The organism is Acinetobacter sp. GW821-FHT01E09 (genome assembly GCF_059422385.1).
In genome coordinates, this window is sequence record NZ_JBWKWU010000001.1 from 856,434 (window position 1) to 875,921 (window position 19,488).

Here is a 19,488-nt window from a genome sequence, read left to right on the forward strand (position 1 = left end):
AGATATGAGTAGAATTGGTAGTTTTTTAAACAATAGAGAGAAAATGTTTGAAGCTAATAATGCTGGTGGAGATTTATCTTCAACAATAAGTGCAATAAATAATATTTACTCTGAACTTAATAATGCGAATTCTGGTAATAATAGAGAGGCTTTTAGGTCTTTTTTGTTATTAGTTCAAGATGTTATTGATTTATTTCCGAATAGTAATAATTTAAATATAGCTAATAATTTAGTTAGGGTTGTAACACTTTCAGATAGATTGGCTTTAAATGTTAATGATTATATTGATACGGTTACAATAGGGTCATCTAAATATAACAATGGATTTGTAAAAAAAACATTAGTTTTGGATATATTTTCGGATGCGACGGCTATATTTTCAGAGTTATCGAAATTTACTAGAGCGAGTCCTTTAGGTGTTGTAGTTAATGTGTTTTCAATGCTTTTTGCAGCTATAAGCAATGGAATGAATTTAGCACCTGAATGGAATGATAAACAATTAATACATAAAGATGAAATTTTAAAACTATTTTTAGATGGGGTTAGTTTTGTTTTAGATAGTTCTGTAGAATTACTTCAACCGATAATATCAACTGTTGAAAACTATATACCAGATGGATTAAACCCCTGGGCTGGAGATGTTGTTGTTTTAATAGATGATAAAACTGGTGGTAATGATATAAAAGGAATTTACAATAGAAAATATACAATTTTTGGAAATGACGGTAATGATATCTTAATAGGTAATAAGTTAAATGATTATCTTGATGGTGGAGCTGATAATGATTTTCTTTATGGAGGTGAGGGAAATGATGTATTAATAGGTGGCTCTGGTAGTGATGAACTTTATGGCGGTGCTGGGGATGATGTCCTAGTTGTCAGTGAAATCGATACTAGTTTAACTAGTGCTGAAAATGCAGCTAAATTAGATCAAGTTGGCAATAAAGCATATGGTGGAAGTGGTAGCGATAACATTTATGGGGGAAATGGCTCAGATGAACTTTATGCTGGTGATAAAGACAATGACCCTAATGATGCAGGGACTATAAACAAATTATATGGTGGTGGAGGTGATGATTACTTATATGGTGGTGCAGGTAATGATTATCTTTATGGGGGATTAGGATCAGATCGGCTGAGTGGAGGAGATGGTAATGATTCACTTTATTTAGCCAGTGATAGTGATCCAGCTAAAATTGCATTAGATATCAGTAAAAATTATGCAGAAGGAGGAGCCGGTAATGACACCATTCATGGTAGTGATGGGGATGATTCAATTTTTACATCCGATATTAATGATGATGCCATTGATAAAGGCACAATAAACTATGCTTGGGGATATAAAGGAGAAGACTATATCCGTGGTGGGGATGGTAAAGATTTTCTCTATGGTGGGGATGATGTAGATACACTATTAGGTGGAAATGGAGATGATAAGCTTTATGGCGGGAAAAATGGAGATACTTTATATGGTGGTGAAGGTAATGATGAGCTATATGCTGGTAGACAAAAAGATGATCCTTTAGATACTGAAGATAACTATTTATACGGTGGTAAAGGGGACGATATACTTTATGGAGGTAAAGGTAATGATACTTTAAAAGGTGGTGAGGGATTTGATACTTATAAGGCTTATTATAAAACTTTAGTTAATGATGAGGATGGAAAAGGAATACTTTATTATAATAATAAAAATTTATTGGGCGCAGAAATGCGTTATAAATCTGATAGCTTATCGCCTCCTCCAGCTCTTGATTTCATTTCGAAAGGTTATGATATAAATGATAAATCAACTGGTGGTGGAAGACTATCCGTAATATCTAGTGGGAAAGACTGGGTAAGATACATTGTTTTAGGTGATATCAATTTTAAATATAAAGAACTAACTACAGAAGCTTTAGATACAAGAAGTAAGGATGATACAGATTTAGGTGTAAGATTTTATGTAACTGTTTATAAAGATGGATCAGAACCACCACCTCCAGAATATCCAAAACCTAAACCTCCATTAGCTCCACCTCCTATTCCTCCTACAAAATACGATCCATTAGTATTAGATTTAAATCATGATGGAAAAATTAGTACCACTCCACTTGGGACTGATGTTTATTTTGACATGGATGGAAATAGTTTCGCTGAAAAAACATCTTGGGTTCAAGCAACAGATGGTTTTGTTGTTCTAGACTTAAATGAAAATGGTAAAATTGATAATGGAAAAGAATTATTTGGAACAGATACGATTTTACCTGATGGCAGTAAAGCAAGTGATGGTTTCAAAGCATTAGAACAATATGATTCAAACAAAGATGGTCTAATTAATGGTAGTGATTTAATTTTTCAGAAATTAAAGATATGGAAAGATATTAATCAAGATGGAATTTCACAAAGTAATGAATTATTTACATTATCTAGTTTAGGTATAACTTCAATTTCATTAAGTAATCAATTAATTAATTCATTAGATGAAAATAATGTTATTCACACAAATAAAGGAAGTTTTACACAGACAGTAGTTGAAAATGGTATTACTCAAATAAAAAGTGGTTTAGCTGAAACTTTACTTTTTGAGGTAAATACTTCAGAAACAGTTTGGCAAAACCCAAATGAAACAGTTGAAAGTATTGATACAGATATTTCAGAGCTTCCTGATTTTCCTGGTTATGGTTCTGCTACATCGTTACACGATGCAATGCAATTAGATTTGACAGGAAAACTTAAAGAACTTGTTAGTGCATTTAGCGAGACACCTTCTGATCAGCAAGTATTATTAACTCATCAAATTTTGTATTTTTGGACAAATAAAAAACTTTCAACGGCAACTGAAGTAAAAAATATTTCGAGTATTGAAAAATTTGAAATAGTTAAAGTGATTTATGGTAAAGAGCTTGAATGGAAAAATTGGAATCCAGGAAATGTTAATGATTTAGATGGTTATTTCCAAAAAATATTATCTAGTGCTTATGTCCAGTTATTAAGTCAAACAGTTAAACAGGACTGGATTGATTTAGTCGCATTTCAAGAAGAAAGATTATATGAATCATATGATCCTTTTCCACCTTTGATTCAACCACCAGCTGGTGGGTCTGGTTCGTCAAGTGGAAGCGTCTATATACCTAATAAAATATACGCAACTACATGGGATAGCCTAAAGCCTAATAAATATGTTGAAAATGTTCTAAATCCTACACAGGTTAGGGAAGTGAGTTGGACTCTAGTTAATACGACTTGGCATGGTGACTTTAGTTTAGCAATTAAAGGGTTGATGAATTTATTCTTTATGGATTATGAGGTTGGTAAAATTGAAATTGAACAATTTCAATTTATTGTACAAGGTTTAGATCCTAATTCACCAGTATTGTATAAGGAACTAATAGAACAGTTTACTTTAAGTGCCCAATCTATTTTAGATGAGAATATACGAGATTTATTATTGGAATCTGTGTTTGTATTAGATGATTCAATCACTGGTACTAATGGTAATGATAAAATTAAGTCATGGGCTGGCGATGATAATATAAATAGTTTGGGGGGGGATGATATTATTTATGCTGGAATGGGTGATGATATTGTTAATGCAGGAGATGGTGAAGATATTGTTTATGGAGGGGATGATAATGATAGATTATCAGGTGAAAATGGTAATGACCTTTTAAATGGAGATTTAGGGAATGACACTTTATATGGTGGTGAAGGAAATGACACTCTTATCGGAGGAGTTGGAAATGATTATTTAGATGGTGGATCAGGTAATGATACATATATCTTTAGCCTGGGTGATGGTGTAGATACTATTCGTAGTTATGATAATACCAGTAATAAATTAGACCAAGTTACATTTAATGAAGGTATTGCACCTGAAAGTGTAAGCTTAAAACGTGTTGGCAATGATTTAATCATTAAATATTCTGAAAGTGATCAAATCAAAGTCGAAGGTTATTTTGATGCAAATGGTCCTACAGCATATCGTATAGATCAAATAGTTTTTTCAAATGGAACTAATTGGAATGTAGATTACATTAAAAATCAAGTTTTAGTTCCAAGTGATTCTGTAGATATAATTCAGGGCTATAGTAGCAATGATCAGCTCTTCGGATTAGCTGGGAATGACCAACTATATGGAAATGCTGGTAATGATACTTTAATAGGTGGAACGGGTAATGACTATTTAGATGGTGGATCAGGTAATGATACATATATCTTTAGTCTGGGTGATGGTGTAGATACTATTCGTAGTTATGATAATACCAGTAATAAATTAGACCAAGTTACATTTAATGAAGGTATTGCACCTGAAAGTGTAAGCTTAAAACGTGTTGGCAATGATTTAATCATTAAATATTCTGAAAGTGATCAAATCAAAGTCGAAGGTTATTTTGATGCAAATGGTCCTACAGCATATCGTATAGATCAAATAGTTTTTTCAAATGGAACTAATTGGAATGTAGATTACATTAAAAATCAAGTTTTAGTTCCAAGTGATTCTGTAGATATAATTCATGGCTATAGTAGCAATGATCAGCTCTCTGGATTAGCTGGGAATGACCAACTATATGGAAATGCTGGTAATGATACTTTAATAGGTGGAATGGGTAATGACTATTTAGATGGTGGATCAGGTAATGATACATATATCTTTAGTCTGGGTGATGGTGTAGATACTATTCGTAGTTATGATAATACCAGTAATAAATTAGACCAAGTTACATTTAATGAAGGTATTGCACCTGAAAGTGTAAGCTTAAAACGTGTTGGCAATGATTTAATCATTAAATATTCTGAAAGTGATCAAATCAAAGTCGAAGGTTATTTTGATGCAAATGGTCCTACAGCATATCGTATAGATCAAATAGTTTTTTCAAATGGAACTAATTGGAATGTAGATTACATTAAAAATCAAGTTTTAGTTCCAAGTGATTCTGTAGATATAATTCAGGGCTATAGTAGCAATGATCAGCTCTCTGGATTAGCTGGGAATGACCAACTATATGGAAATGCTGGTAATGATACTTTAATAGGTGGAACGGGTAATGACTATTTAGATGGTGGATCAGGTAATGATACATATATCTTTAGTCTGGGTGATGGTGTAGATACTATTCGTAGTTATGATAATACCAGTAATAAATTAGACCAAGTTACATTTAATGAAGGTATTGCACCTGAAAGTGTAAGCTTAAAACGTGTTGGCAATGATTTAATCATTGAATATTCTGAAAGTGATCAAATCAAAGTCGAAGGTTATTTTGATGCAAATGGTCCTACAGCATATCGTATAGATCAAATAGTTTTTTCAAATGGATCAATTTGGGATATTGATGTAATTAAAGATAAAGTTCTTGGCGCGACAGAAGATAACGATATCATTCAGGGCTATAGCAGCAATGATCAGCTCTCTGGATTAGCGGGCGATGATCAAATATATGGTAATGCTGGAAATGATACTTTAATTGGTGGAATTGGAAATGATTATTTAGAAGGTGGATCAGGAAATGACACCTATATCTTTGCCCCTAATTTTGGTCATGACATTATCTATAATTATGATAATTCATCAAATCGCCAAGATGTCATTCAATTTACAGATGGCTTAGTTCAAAGTAATTTCACCTACCGTCGAGAGAGTGATAATCTCATTATAAAAACACTTGATGGTCAGAATAGTATTACTGTTCGTTATTACTTTAGTAATGATGCAGCAGGAAATTATCAGATTGATTTAATTAAATTCTCAGACAATACAGTTTTAAATGTAGAAGCTATTAAAGCTCTAGTGCTCATAGGCACAGATGCTTCAGAAATATTACAAGCCTATAAGACAGGTAGTGAAATATCAGCAGGTGCAGGTGATGACATCTTGTATGGTAAATTCGGAAACGATACTTTCTATGGAGGGGATGGTCAGGATAAATTGTATGGCGATGCAGGAAATGACTACTTAGAAGGTGGGGCAGATGCTGATGAAGTTTATGGTGGATCAGGTGATGATCAGCTTAAAGGTGGAATTGGAAATGATTATTTAGAAGGTGGATCAGGAAATGACACCTATATCTTTGCCCCTAATTTTGGTCATGACATTATCTATAATTATGATAATTCATCAAATCGCCAAGATGTCATTCAATTTACAGATGGCTTAGTTCAAAGCAATTTCACCTACCGTCGAGAGAGTGATGATCTCATTATAAAAACACTTGATGGTCAGAATAGTATTACTGTTCGTTATTACTTTAGTAATGATGCAGCAGGAAATTATCAGATTGATTTAATTAAATTCTCAGACAATACAGTTTTAAATGTAGAAGCTATAAAAGCTTTGGTACTTATAGGTACAGATGCTTCAGAAATATTACAAGCCTATAAGACAGGTAGTGAAATATCAGCAGGTGCAGGTGATGACATCTTGTATGGTAAATTCGGAAACGATACTTTCTATGGAGGGGATGGTCAGGATAAATTGTATGGCGATGCAGGAAATGACTACTTAGAAGGTGGGGCAGATGCTGATGAAATTTATGGTGGATCAGGTGATGATCAGCTTAAAGGTGGAATTGGAAATGATTATTTAGAAGGTGGATCAGGAAATGACACCTATATCTTTGCCCCTAATTTTGGTCATGACATTATCTATAATTATGATAATTCATCAAATCGCCAAGATGTCATTCAATTTACAGATGGTTTAGTTCAAAGCAATTTCACCTACCGTCGAGAGAGTGATGATCTCATTATAAAAACACTTGATGGTCAGAATAGTATTACTGTTCGTTATTACTTTAGTAATGATGCAGCAGGAAATTATCAGATTGATTCAATTAAATTCTCAGACAATACAGTTTTAAATGTAGAAGCTATAAAAGCTTTGGTACTTATAGGTACAGATGCTTCAGAAATATTACAAGCCTATGAGACAGGTAGTGAAATATCAGCAGGTGCAGGTGATGACATCTTGTATGGTAAATTCGGAAACGATACTTTCTATGGAGGGGATGGTCAGGATAAATTGTATGGCGATGCAGGAAATGACTACTTAGAAGGTGGGGCAGATGCTGATGAAATTTACGGTGGATCAGGTGATGATCAGCTTAAAGGTGGTTCAGGCACAGATCGACTAGAAGGTGGTGATGGTAATGATCAACTCTATGGCGGTTTAGATAATGATGAATTATTTGGTGGAAATGGAAATGATATTCTGAATGGTGGGGAAGGAAACGACAATTTAGAGGGTGGTTTTGGTAATGATACTTATATTTTTGCCCCTAATTTTGGTCATGACATCATTTTAAATTATGATTATTTAGAAAATCGCCAAGATATTATTCAATTTACCAATGGTTTAGTTCAAAGTAATTTCACCTATCGTCGAGAAAGTGATGATCTCATCATAAAAACACTTGATGGTCAGAATAGTATTACTGTTCAAAATTATTTTATTAATGATGCGGCAGGTAATTATAAAATTGATTTAATTAAGTTCTCAGACAATACAGTTTTAAATGTAGAAGCTATAAAAGCTTTGGTACTTATAGGTACAGATGCTTCAGAAATATTACAAGCCTATGAGACAGGTAGTGAAATATCAGCAGGTGCAGGTGATGACATCTTGTATGGTAAATTCGGAAACGATACTTTCTATGGAGGGGATGGTCAGGATAAATTGTATGGCGATGCAGGAAATGACTACTTAGAAGGTGGGGCAGATGCTGATGAAATTTACGGTGGATCAGGTGATGATCAGCTTAAAGGTGGTTCAGGCACAGATCGACTAGAAGGTGGTGATGGTAATGATCAACTCTATGGCGGTTTAGATAATGATGAATTATTTGGTGGAAATGGAAATGATACCCTCAATGGTGGTGAAGGAGATGACACTCTTATTGGTGGAATTGGTGATGATATCCTAAATGGTGATCAAGGTGATGATTTACTCAGTGGAGGTGCTGGGAATGATATTTACCGTTTTAATCTAGGATGGGGAAATGATCAAATCCAAAATGAATATAAAAATAATAATGAAGTCGATATAGTTGAATTCATTGGTATAAACCCAATGGATTTGGTGATTCGAAAAGTTGGTCAAGATATGGTGATCACTCACCGAACAACTGGTGATCAGCTGATTATTCAATCTCAATTTGAGCAATATGGTTATAACAAGCCAATACAATTTATTCATTTCGATGATGGAACAAAATGGAATCTAGATGATCTAAATGTGCAGGCGGTGAAAGGTACTGAGTTAGACGATGTTATTGAAGGGACTACCGATCATGATGTTATTCATGCTGGTGAAGGTAATGATATTGTAAATGGTAGCCAAGTATGGAGTGAAAACCCTGAATTACAATATTTTGTTTATGGTGAAGCAGGTAATGACATCATTAACGGTTCTGGTTATTTAGACGGCGGTATTGGTGATGATGAAATCACAGGCCGAGGACATTTACTCGGTGGTGATGGAAATGACGTCATTACAGGTAATGGAATACTGGAAGGGCAAAATGGAGATGATATTCTTTCTGGTCAAGGACGCTTATTTGGTGGTAATGGAGATGATCAACTTACATTGACAGAACTAGGTAATGATGCTGGTTACCTTTCAGGTGGTGATGGAAACGACACATTGACAGTCGATGTAAATCGGAGGGTTTTTGTGGATGATTATAATCGCAGTGAGTTCGTTCAAGATGCTGATGGCTACCATATTCCAATCGATGATGAACTAACAGAAGCACAACGCGCTGTTTATATTGAAGGTGGAAAAGGTAATGATATCATCAATGGATCATTTGGTGATGAAGTCTATCTATTTAATCTGGGTGATGGCCAAGATACGATTATCGAACGCCAAGCTGGACAAAATTATAATAATGTCGCTGTATCTTTTGATGTGCTGAGATTTGGTTCAGATATTAACGCTACGAATATTAGCTTACATCGTCATGGTGCATATTTAGTTATAAAGCACAGCAATAATTTGGATCAGGTTACTATTCAAAATTATTTCAATGGTGGTCACTATAAAATTAATGAAATACAGTTTGCTGACCAAACTGTCTGGAATAATAGTTATATTGAAAATCATGTTACTTATCATGGAACTGCAGGAACAGATGAAGTTTGGGGGTATCGAGATAGTAATGAAATCTTTGAAATGGATGCTGGCGATGACAAAGTATACGCTGGTGCTGGTAACGACATTATCTATGGTCGAGTAGGCAACGATACTCTGTGGGGGCAAGCAGGGAATGACACTCTTTATGGTGGCGCAGGTGCTGACTATTTAGAAGGGAATGAAGGGGATGACACACTCTTCGGAGATGAGGACAATGATACCCTTTATGGTGGTGACGGAAATGATACCCTCTATGGTGGTCAAGGAAATGACATCTTAAGAGGTGGTAATGGTTTAGATACATTAGATGGCGGTGCAGGTGATGATAAATATTATTATTATCTCACAGATGGTGCTGATATCATTAACCAAACAGGTGGTGGTACAGATGTATTATGGTTGATGGATAATGGTATCACTCGTGATCGCATTAGTTTTAGTAAAATTGGCAATGATCTAGTTGTTACAATTGACCAAAATGCCAATCAAACCGTTCGGATTGTTGACCATTTCTTAGGTGGAGAGAAAGCAATTTCCTCAGTTCAAGCCAATGGGCAATCACCAATCACAGCCAAAGACATAGATGGAATTATTAAAGCACAAGCTTATGGTGGTTTATACGATACAGTTCTTGAAGGCACAAGTGCTTCAGAAACAATCAATGGAACGTCAGGCAAAGATTTAATTCAAGGATTAGATGGCAATGACACCATTTGGGCACAAGCTGGAAATGATCGATTGGAAGGTGGTGCTGGTAATGACTATCTTGATGGTGGTGCAGGTGATGATTCTATTTATGGTGGAATTGGAAATGACACACTCATCGGTGGTGCTGGAGCAGATATATTAGATGGTGGTGCAGGTGATGATAAATATTATTATTATCTCACAGATGGCGTTGATACGATTGACCAGACTGGTGGTGGTACAGATGTGATTTGGTTGATGGATCAAGGTATTACAGAAGATCGCATTAAATTCACAAAAGAAAATAATGACCTACTGATTACAATTGATAATAATGCAAACCAATCGATTCGAGTGAAAGATCATTTCTTAGGTGGTGAAAAAGCAATTTCATCAGTACAACCAAATGGTGGATACACAATTACTGCTGCGCAAATCGCCACAAAAGTAAACGGTTCTGGAAGTGGTACAGAAATGCCGAATCCTGCTGGAGACACGACATATAACTATAGCAGTGGTGCATTAACCATTACTGAAGTTTCTGGTACAGATAAAGTGGTGTTTGCTAGTGGAATTACGATGAGCCAAATCAGCTCTAATTTAACCAAATCAAGCAACGATCTACTGATTAAAGTAAATGGAAGCACAACAAATGTTGTGACAGTTAAAAACTTCTTCCTTGCTGGTAATTATTTAGTTGAAACATTCCAAACAGCGGCAGGTGAACAACTTACAGCTAGCCAAATCTTTACAGCATTTGGATTAACTATGCCAGAGACTGGTGGCACAACCAATGCAACTGGAGATACGACCTATAATTACAAGTCAGGTGATTTAACTATTACTGAAGTTTCAGGTAACGACAAAGTTGTATTTGCAAGTGGTATTACTTATAGCCAAGTGGGTAACAATCTTACTAAATCAGGTAATGATTTAATTATCAAAGTAAATGGAAGTGCGACCAACAAAGTCACGGTAAAAGACTTCTTCCTTGGTGGTGATAAATTGGTAGAAGTATTCCAATTAGCTACAGGTGAACAACTCACTGCGAACCAAATTTTCACTGCATTTGGATTAACTATGCCAGGGACTGGCGGCACAACGAATGCAGCTGGAGATACGACCTATAATTACAATTCAGGTGATTTAACCATTACTGAAATTTCAGGTAATGACAAAGTTGTATTTGCAAGTGGTATTACTTATAGCCAAGTGGGTAACAATCTTACTAAATCAGGTAATGATTTAATTATCAAAGTAAATGGAAGTGCGACCAACAAAGTCACGGTAAAAGACTTCTTCCTTGGTGGTGATAAATTGGTAGAAATATTCCAATTAGCTACAGGTGAACAACTCACTGCGAACCAAATTTTCACTGCATTTGGATTAACTATGCCTGGGACTGGCGGCACAACGAATGCAGCTGGAGATACGATCTATAATTATACTTCAGGCGATCTAACCATTACTGAAGTGTCTGGTACGGATAAAGTTGTATTTGCGAGTGGCATTACATTTAGCCAAGTGGGTAGCAATCTCACTAAATCAGGTAATGATTTAATTATTAAAGTGAATGGAAGTGCAACCAACAAAGTGACTGTGAAAGATTTCTTCCTTGCAGGTGATAAATTGGTTGAAACATTCCAACTGGCAACAGGCGAACAGCTAACTGCAAGTCAAATTTTCACTGCATTTGGATTAACATTACCAAGTACTGGTGGTGAAACACCAAATACTAATGCGGTAGGAGATACAACCTATAACTATACGACTGGTGTTTTAACCATTACTGAAGTGTCTGGAACAGATAAAGTGGTTTTCAAAAATGGAATCACCTTCAATCAAATTGGACAATATCTTAACAAGTCTGGAAATGATCTGATTCTTAAACTGGATGGTAGTAATGCCAATAAAGTGACAGTAAAAGACTTCTTTTTAGGTGGTGCTAAAGTTGTTGAAACCTTTGAGTTTGAAACAGGTGGTTCATTGACTGCTGGTCAAATCTTTGGAGCATTTGGTTTAACAATGCCAACAACAGCATCCTCTAGCCGTATTGCATCGCCAATGAGTTTAACTGAAGGTGCTAATATGGATGTTGCAGCAGAAAATACATTGAACCAATCGGAAGAATCAAAATTGGTAAGTGATGAACAAGCTGCTAACGAGTTATTATCATTATTTAATGTTCAAAATATAGCGATTAATGGAAATATTATCGATGCACTTCCTGCTGTGCTGGCACAAACAAACCAATCGAATCAAGTTGAATATTCAATTTCTAGTAGTGTTCATAACCAACCTAATATTGGAAAACTTTCCAATTTATTGAATGGTTCAAAATCATCGGCAATTGATTTATCTAAATTGATTGGTGACATTGAAAATTCGAATGAAATTGAAAGTAATATTGGACATCAGCTAGTAAATGATTTCAGTCGGGAATTATCCACAGAAAAGGATATAAATATATTGAATCACAAAAATTGGAATGAACTTATTCATGTCAAACCTAAAGATTCTTATTTAGAAGATATGTTGATTAAGTCGGAAATTTTGTATTGATATTAAAGATTAAATGAGTTATCACTCATTTATTCGACTAAGTCTCACCTTGAAAAAGATTGAGAATATTCTATTTAGGATCGAGTTAAGCTCTTAGCTCGGTCTTTACTTTCTCATGAAGAAGCTCGGAGAGTTTTATTATAAGAAAGTTAACCTGCTGTCTTATGAAGACCTTCCTGATGAGGCTGAGCTTCAATTTAAGATTGTGTATGAGAAAAATCAAAAAGAGCGTTGAACAGCCACAGATTTTGTAGACACTCTTTAGTTAGATAAAATGGCTAATTAACGAGTGATCCTAGAAAAAATAATGGACACATAGTCCCTCTAAAGATAACGTAAGGTTAACTTTGGAGATGTAAAAATAGCTAAACGCTTTAGTCCAGAATTTAAACAGCAAGCAATTGATTAGGGACTGTTCTAAATTTTGTGTAAGTACTTAATTTTCATTTATCCTGAAAAGGATAATTACAAAAGGTACTTCACATGCATGAAGCACCAATCAAAAGTATGGCTGCTGAATTGGCTAAAGGTCTAAAAACACCAGAAAACCTAAACCAAATGACAGCCATATTTAAAAAGTTCATGATTGAAACTGCACTCAATACAGAGCTTTCAGATCATCTTGGTTATGAAAAGCATCAGCCTAAGAAAGGCTCAAATAGCCGTAATGGTTTTAGTTCTAAAACCGTTTCAACTCAAGATGGGCAACTGGCTTTAGATATTCCCCGTGATCGAGACGGTTCATTTGAGCCACAAATTATCAAGAAGCATCAAACGCGCATTACCAATATGGATGACCAAATCCTTTCACTGTATGCAAAAGGAATGACCAATAGAGAAATTGTCGCATTCTTCAAAGAAATGTACGATGCAGATGTCTCAGCATCACTCATAAGCAAAGTTACCGATGCTGTGATTGAGCAAGGACTAAGTGGCAAAATAGAGCATTGGATAGTCTGTATCCTGTCGTCTATCTCGAATGTATTGTTGTAAAATTCCGTCAACATTCCAATGTGATTAACAAATCTGTATACCTTGCTTTAGGCATTAATATGGATGGTTAGAAAGAATTGCTGTGAATGTGGATCGCTCAGACAGAAGGTGCCAAATTCTGGCTATCCGTCATGACAGAACTCAAAAATCGAGGGGTACAGGATATTCTTGTTGCCTGTGTAGATGGGTTAAAAGGCTTTCCTGATGCCATAGCCTCTGTTTATCCTTATACGGACATTCAGCTGTGTATCGTGCATGTTGTACGCAATAGCCTGCGATTTGTAAGCTGGAAAGACTACAAGGCTGTTACAGCTGGTCTTAAAGTGATCTATCAGGCAAGTACAGAGTAAAATGCATTAAAATCTCTAGATATCTTCTGTGATCAGTGGAATCATTAATATCCAAAAATTGGAGAATCCTGGCGAGCTAATTGGGAGAATATCCGTACAATAATTAGCTATCCAGCTGAAATACGTCATGCGATTTATACAACCAATGCAATTGAATCGTTGAATAGCGTGATCCGCCATTCAACCAAGAAGCGAAAGATCTTCTCGTCAGATGATTCAGTCAAAAAAGTCATTTACTTAGCAACAACCAATGCTGCTAAGAAATGGACAATGCCAATTCAAAATTGGCGTTTGGAGATGAATTGGTTTACGATTCACTTCGATGATCGATTAAAAGATCATTTATAAAAAATGGAACTTACACAAAATAATTTACAGGCTCGGCCCATCAAAAGATGGTTAAGTGTATCTAGAATTTTAGTGGCTATTCAAACTCAACAGCTTTCATTGTTTTACCTGATCTTTTTATACTGTTTCTATGGCGTAGTCTATATTTAACATCATTTTAATCGACCATTTTTTCAAAATTAACAGGATATCTAATAGTAAAATCTTAAATGAAAATAGCCATCTATGTGAGATAGCTATTATCATACATTGCTAACAGATACCACTTAACACGCACTTGGGTGGTAAGTTTACAGTTGTAACAACTGCGAGCTCTGATAGGCTACAAAATTATTATAACCTATTCTTTGTATATGAGTTAAATGTTTATTCTCTTAGTGAAGATACGAGTGAGCCAAGCTTTAAAATAGTTTGAGTCCTTTAGTCTCAATACATCATCTAGCTTAAATAGTCTAATTTTTATATCAGTTTTGCTCATATAATAGTCTTTGATCAGGCCTTGTGTATGTAGATTGGTTATATGCGAGTGCCTCATCTCGAAGATGGTGCTAGCTTCAGCCCCTGTCAGAGTTGGATTTTAAGTCTCTATTTAAAATAGGGCTATAACTAAACAGCCCAATTTTTTTAAATGGGCTATTTACTTCTAAAATAATAATTTCTTATTTGGTATACATCTGTTTTTTTAAACATTCTAATTTTTTTATCTGCTTTGCCAAAATAATAGGGTGATATAAGACCTTGGATCTGTAAGTTAGTGATATGAGAGTGACGCATACCAAGTAGTGAACTAGCTTCAGCACCTGTTAGATATTCTTCTTTCAATTTAATGATTTCATTCAGTTGGCTTCTTTTAACAAGTTTCCAATAAACTAAATCTTTAATTTCTAAAAAGCCTGTTTTACACCAATATTGATGGATCCAATTTTTTGTGCAATTGAGTTGCTCAGAAGCGATTTGAATCGACACATACTCTTTGTTTTCAAGTAGATTCTTTAGTGAGTTTAGCGAAATACGATTAATTTTGATTGGAGACTGGTAATCATTATAGCGTTGAAGAATCCCCGAGTGAGTCAGACTGGCGACTTGATTTGAACTGATATTTAATTGTAGAGCTGCTTCTTTCAATGTGAAAAAATCATTATTGATTGTGGTCTTTGAACCTTTATTTTTTCTCCCAGTTTTTGTTGGATATTTTTCAATCTGACCTATGTGCGCTTTAGTAATATTTTGAATAGAGTCTCTAGAAAAAATATTTATGGGTAGCTTATCAAAATGAGGGCCACTTATTGGTTTGATTCCAATACTTATCATTTTTTCTACAAAATTTACTGGGTTGACATTTAATGTTTTCGCAAGAGTTGTTGCTATTACATACTTTTCATGAAAATTTTCCAATTTATAGAAAGGAATGAGTATAGGTGTTGCATTTTTCTTATTATCGTCATTGAGCCAATGATATTTAGCTAATCTTCTCATTGTATCAAGATTTGTCTCTAGAATTTCAGCAGCCAATTTTACCGTTACTGTGAGTAATTCGTTTTGATTAGTAGGGATAGGAATAGGGTGATATTCTGCATTTAAACGTCTTTCTCCAATTAAAAACAATTCAATATCAGTACTATAGATAAGTGATTTGTCATGAACATTCTCAGCAAATTTTAGCAAATTTTTAATTAAGAGGTGTTTTAGTTTAAATCGTCCAATATCAAGTAATAGTCTTGACTCCTCTAATGTTAAGTAGATTTTTTTACTTTTAGGATTAAGTCTATATGGAATACAAGTTTTCTCAATATTTACAAGATAATTCTCATTAAACCTAACGGTTTTAGCTTCTTTGTAAAATGGTAATAACTGAATTTTTGGGTGAGCTAATTGTATTCTACTGTTAATCCAGTTGCTCATGGTGATAACGGAGTTGGCATTATTTACAAAATATTCGTGTACAATTTTTAAGTAACGTTCATCTGATTGGGGTTCGTCTAATGCTGAAAACTTTTCTAACGCAAACCAAAAAGATGAAAATTCTTGAAATAAGTCATTAGAGTTTTGATTCAAAATATAGATAAACCAATGAATCAGAAAGTTTTCTGCATAGTGCGTTTGTTGAGCTTCTCTTAAATCAGAAAAGCATTTTGAGCATTTTACGATAGATCCTGACTGTAGCTTAATAGCATGTCCACATTTGTAACAATTATCTAAGAGTAAAATAGAATGAATGGGACAAGAGTAAATGGGTCTTAACAGCCATATTTTCCTGAAATATGGCTGTTCTTTTAGGCATTGTGGGCAATATGAATAGCTTTTGGATTTAAATAAATTACGATCAATGTTCACATTTCTATATTTTTTGGGAGCTCGGCTCGTTGATTTATCACGCTCAAAAGCAAGATCAATATAATGGGGGCTGAGGCTTAAAGCCTGTAATGCAAGTCTAAATCGGTTTGTGTCAATGAATGTGTAATTCGGGGATGACTTACTCAAAAAGCTAAATTTTTCTTTCCCAAATAATTGATAGACTGAAGTGTGACCGTTTAATTCAGCAGTTCGAAGCAAGTAACTTGTAGCTGATTCGTCTGGATAAGGCGTTGCTTCAATAAGAAGTCTTATGTTCTTATTCATATTTGACCTCTTACCTTCACCGCTAATTGTGATAGTGACATTTTAAAAGGATCAGAGTTTAGCTTAGAAATATAGTCAGTAATTCCTAATTGCCAAGCGGTACTAAAATCACTTTTATTGATAATTAGCCTTCCTTCATTTAATGCATTAACAATACTTTCTCTGATCAGACTAATGGTGTAGGAGTGATAACCTAGAGTAGCAGTGTAAATTTGCATACCCATGAGTGGATTGTCGAGAGGTGGTGAAAATGTAATATTTTGCTGTGCCATTTTACGCGCGATTTCACTTAGAAATGCGTAAATTGTGCCATGACCTTGAGGGGATTCAATGTAAAGAGGATTTAAGGTATATATAAATGGAAATCTACGGGCTATTTGGCTATCAACTTGTAATAGTTCTGCAAACTCAGGAAGACCGACTAAGCAAAAGCTAATTCCTGTTTGATTAACGAGCGTTTTTAGCCAATTTCCTATGGTTGCATTCATTCGTGTATATGACTGTTTACGTTCAAATAAATGATGAAACTCATCTAGAAATACGAGCTTAGTTTCACACATTCTGAGTAAATAACTTAATCTATCTGTTAAGTAGGACGTAGTCCCATTATTATAAGTTGGATCACCTAATTCGTGTAGCATAGTTATTGCCAGCGATTTAATAGTGGCTGGTGAAGGAACTTCAACATAAAATGCTGGAATGATCGTTTTTTTGTGGTCTTCTTCTATTTTAGTAGATTTAGGCATTTGGCTGACAAGCGCTTTACACAACGTCGTTTTTCCTAAGCCTCCTTTTGCCAAAAGCATACTTCCTATTGGTTCTTTATAAGCTATGCTTCTTTTTACACAGTCCTGTATTCCTTTAAAGGCATTCATAAATTCATCTGAAGTGACCACAATATTATTAATTGAGCTAATTTGTTCAAAATAGTTATCAAATTTTTCCATTTTTTATTACCTCTATTGATCCAAAGCTTAGATTGTTTTTTTTGTTATCATGTAATGTCTCAATATTTGGATCATCCTGAGTTATTGCAATAGACGATAAATTCTTTTCTATTTTTTGAAGCATGAGAGGAAGTTCAAGTTTTATCGGTTTTAACTTTGGTCTACTCTTAATTATATCTGATTGAATTTCATGTAAAAGTTTATAGAGGCCAAATAATTCTGAAAACTTTCCTAGTTTTTTTTGATCTAATTGAGACAGTTGTTTTTTTCTTTTTTGGACCTCTAGATGAATTGTCCTTGATAATCCAGAGGTGTAGTCTTGGTTGGTAGATTCTGCTTGTATGACAACATTCATATCTTTTGGATCAATGATATAAACTTCATTTAGGTCAAGATCATCAATGAGTACTGTGACTTTCTTAATACCTTTTGCTTGTAAAGTAGTTAATGCGTGAGAAAAATAACTTAATCCATCAACTTGAACTTGCCCATGATGAATTGTACGTTCAATGGGTCTTCGACATAAAATTTTTGCATCAACTTCAGAAATATGACTCGGTTTGATGTCTGTAATAGCATCTTGCCATATGACTGATGGTGAGCGACCAGTCATGCTATGAATTGAGCAGTGATAGACATCGTTGATCCATATATCGATATACTTTTTTAGCTGTTCTATTGTAAATTGAACATTTTTGGTAGAGTTGTAGCTTCCTCTATCTGATGGATTTGAAAAGGTTGTTCCTGGTAATTTTTGAATAATGCTGTGCGTAAGAGTGTTAAAAAACCTTTCAATGTGTGGTTTATTATTAGGTGTACCAATTTGAGAAGGTGTTAAAGTAATTTTTAAATGATCACAGACTCTTGCAAGCGAATTATTTTTAAATTCGACTCCGTTATCTGGAATAATAATGCTAGGAATACCACCAGGTAAGCCCTGATATGGTCGAGTAACCATATCTTTTATGACTGCTAGAGTGGTTGTTGCACTTGGTGGATACATGCTTATATACGTGCCTACGATTGCACGAGTGTAGACATCAATTGCACATGCTAAAAAAGGACGACCAAGAGAGACGTTTGTTTTCGGATCGATCACAATAACATCGAGATAATGGGTATCAATTTCGACCATATATAAGGCAAAAGGGCTAATAATACTTTTACCTGCTGCTTGAAACGATTTTTTGGCTATACGACCTCCTTTTTTAGCTTTTAAAATCAGGTATGGATCAAGCTTTTTGATATGCCTTTGTATACATCTGAGACTAGGTAAATGAATAAGAGCAATTCCTTGTTCTACTAATTTACCAATCATAATGGCACGAACATCTTTGCTCGTTCGAAATTCTGATTTTAAATAAACCTCATCAATGGTTTGATTTAGGATTTGATAAACTTCAGGTGGAAAACGTAATGAATGATTTCCCTTACACTCATTTTTTAAGAAAAGTTTATTGTGAGAATAGCTTTTGTATTTAAAAATCCATCTTGCCACTGTTCTAGGTGAAGGAGGGGATTTATCATTTAGCGAAGTCACAATTTCTTTAATTAATGGTGAGAGTTGGTCAAAGCTTGTAGGGTATTCTAACTGCTGAAGTGCAGATAAAACATAGCGTTCTTTTCGGTGGATGTCCTGACTAAATTGAGGATTTAGAACTAGCTTTTCGGGTGCAAAGCTACATATGATTTCACCAGATTTATATCGACTCTCAAATTCATTGAGATCTAATGTACATATTTTACCTCCTATCGTTGCAGCATAACGAATTGTATTTAATGCAATTGAGGCTATTTCAAAAATATAATCTGAATGTTCTGCAAAATAAAAGCGATATCCAGGTTGAGGGAGAAAAAGTGCATTTTCCAT

Annotated in this window: 4 protein-coding genes and 1 pseudogene; 2 read left to right on the forward strand and 3 right to left on the reverse strand. The window is 34.7% G+C overall.

The annotated features are described in order from the left end of the window. Window positions 1–4 precede the first annotated feature (4 nt). The gene (locus AC07U8_RS04030; protein WP_494737375.1) at window positions 5–12,361 is read left to right on the forward strand and encodes a calcium-binding protein; all 12,357 of its coding nucleotides are present in this window, start codon (window positions 5–7) and stop codon (window positions 12,359–12,361) included. A 483-nt stretch (window positions 12,362–12,844) separates the two neighbouring features. Next, window positions 12,845–14,052, forward strand: a pseudogene (locus AC07U8_RS04035) (IS256 family transposase). A gap of 633 nt (window positions 14,053–14,685) precedes the next feature. On the opposite strand, the gene AC07U8_RS04040 reads toward AC07U8_RS04035, so the two are convergent. Genes AC07U8_RS04040 through AC07U8_RS04050 form a run of 3 tightly spaced genes read right to left on the reverse strand, consistent with a single transcriptional unit; the run spans window position 14,686 to window position 19,488 of the window. After that, window positions 14,686–16,671, reverse strand: coding sequence for a TniQ family protein (locus AC07U8_RS04040; RefSeq protein ID WP_494737376.1), 1,986 nt, complete (start codon window positions 16,669–16,671; stop codon window positions 14,686–14,688). Then, window positions 16,668–17,618, reverse strand: a complete 951-nt coding sequence (locus tag AC07U8_RS04045) for a TniB family NTP-binding protein (RefSeq protein ID WP_004819300.1) — start codon at window positions 17,616–17,618, stop codon at window positions 16,668–16,670. The genes AC07U8_RS04040 and AC07U8_RS04045 overlap by 4 nt, the downstream gene beginning before the upstream one ends. After that, complete coding sequence (locus AC07U8_RS04050; protein ID WP_494737377.1) at window positions 17,605–19,488, reverse strand: TnsB C-terminal domain-containing protein; 1,884 nt, start codon at window positions 19,486–19,488, stop codon at window positions 17,605–17,607. The genes AC07U8_RS04045 and AC07U8_RS04050 overlap by 14 nt, the downstream gene beginning before the upstream one ends.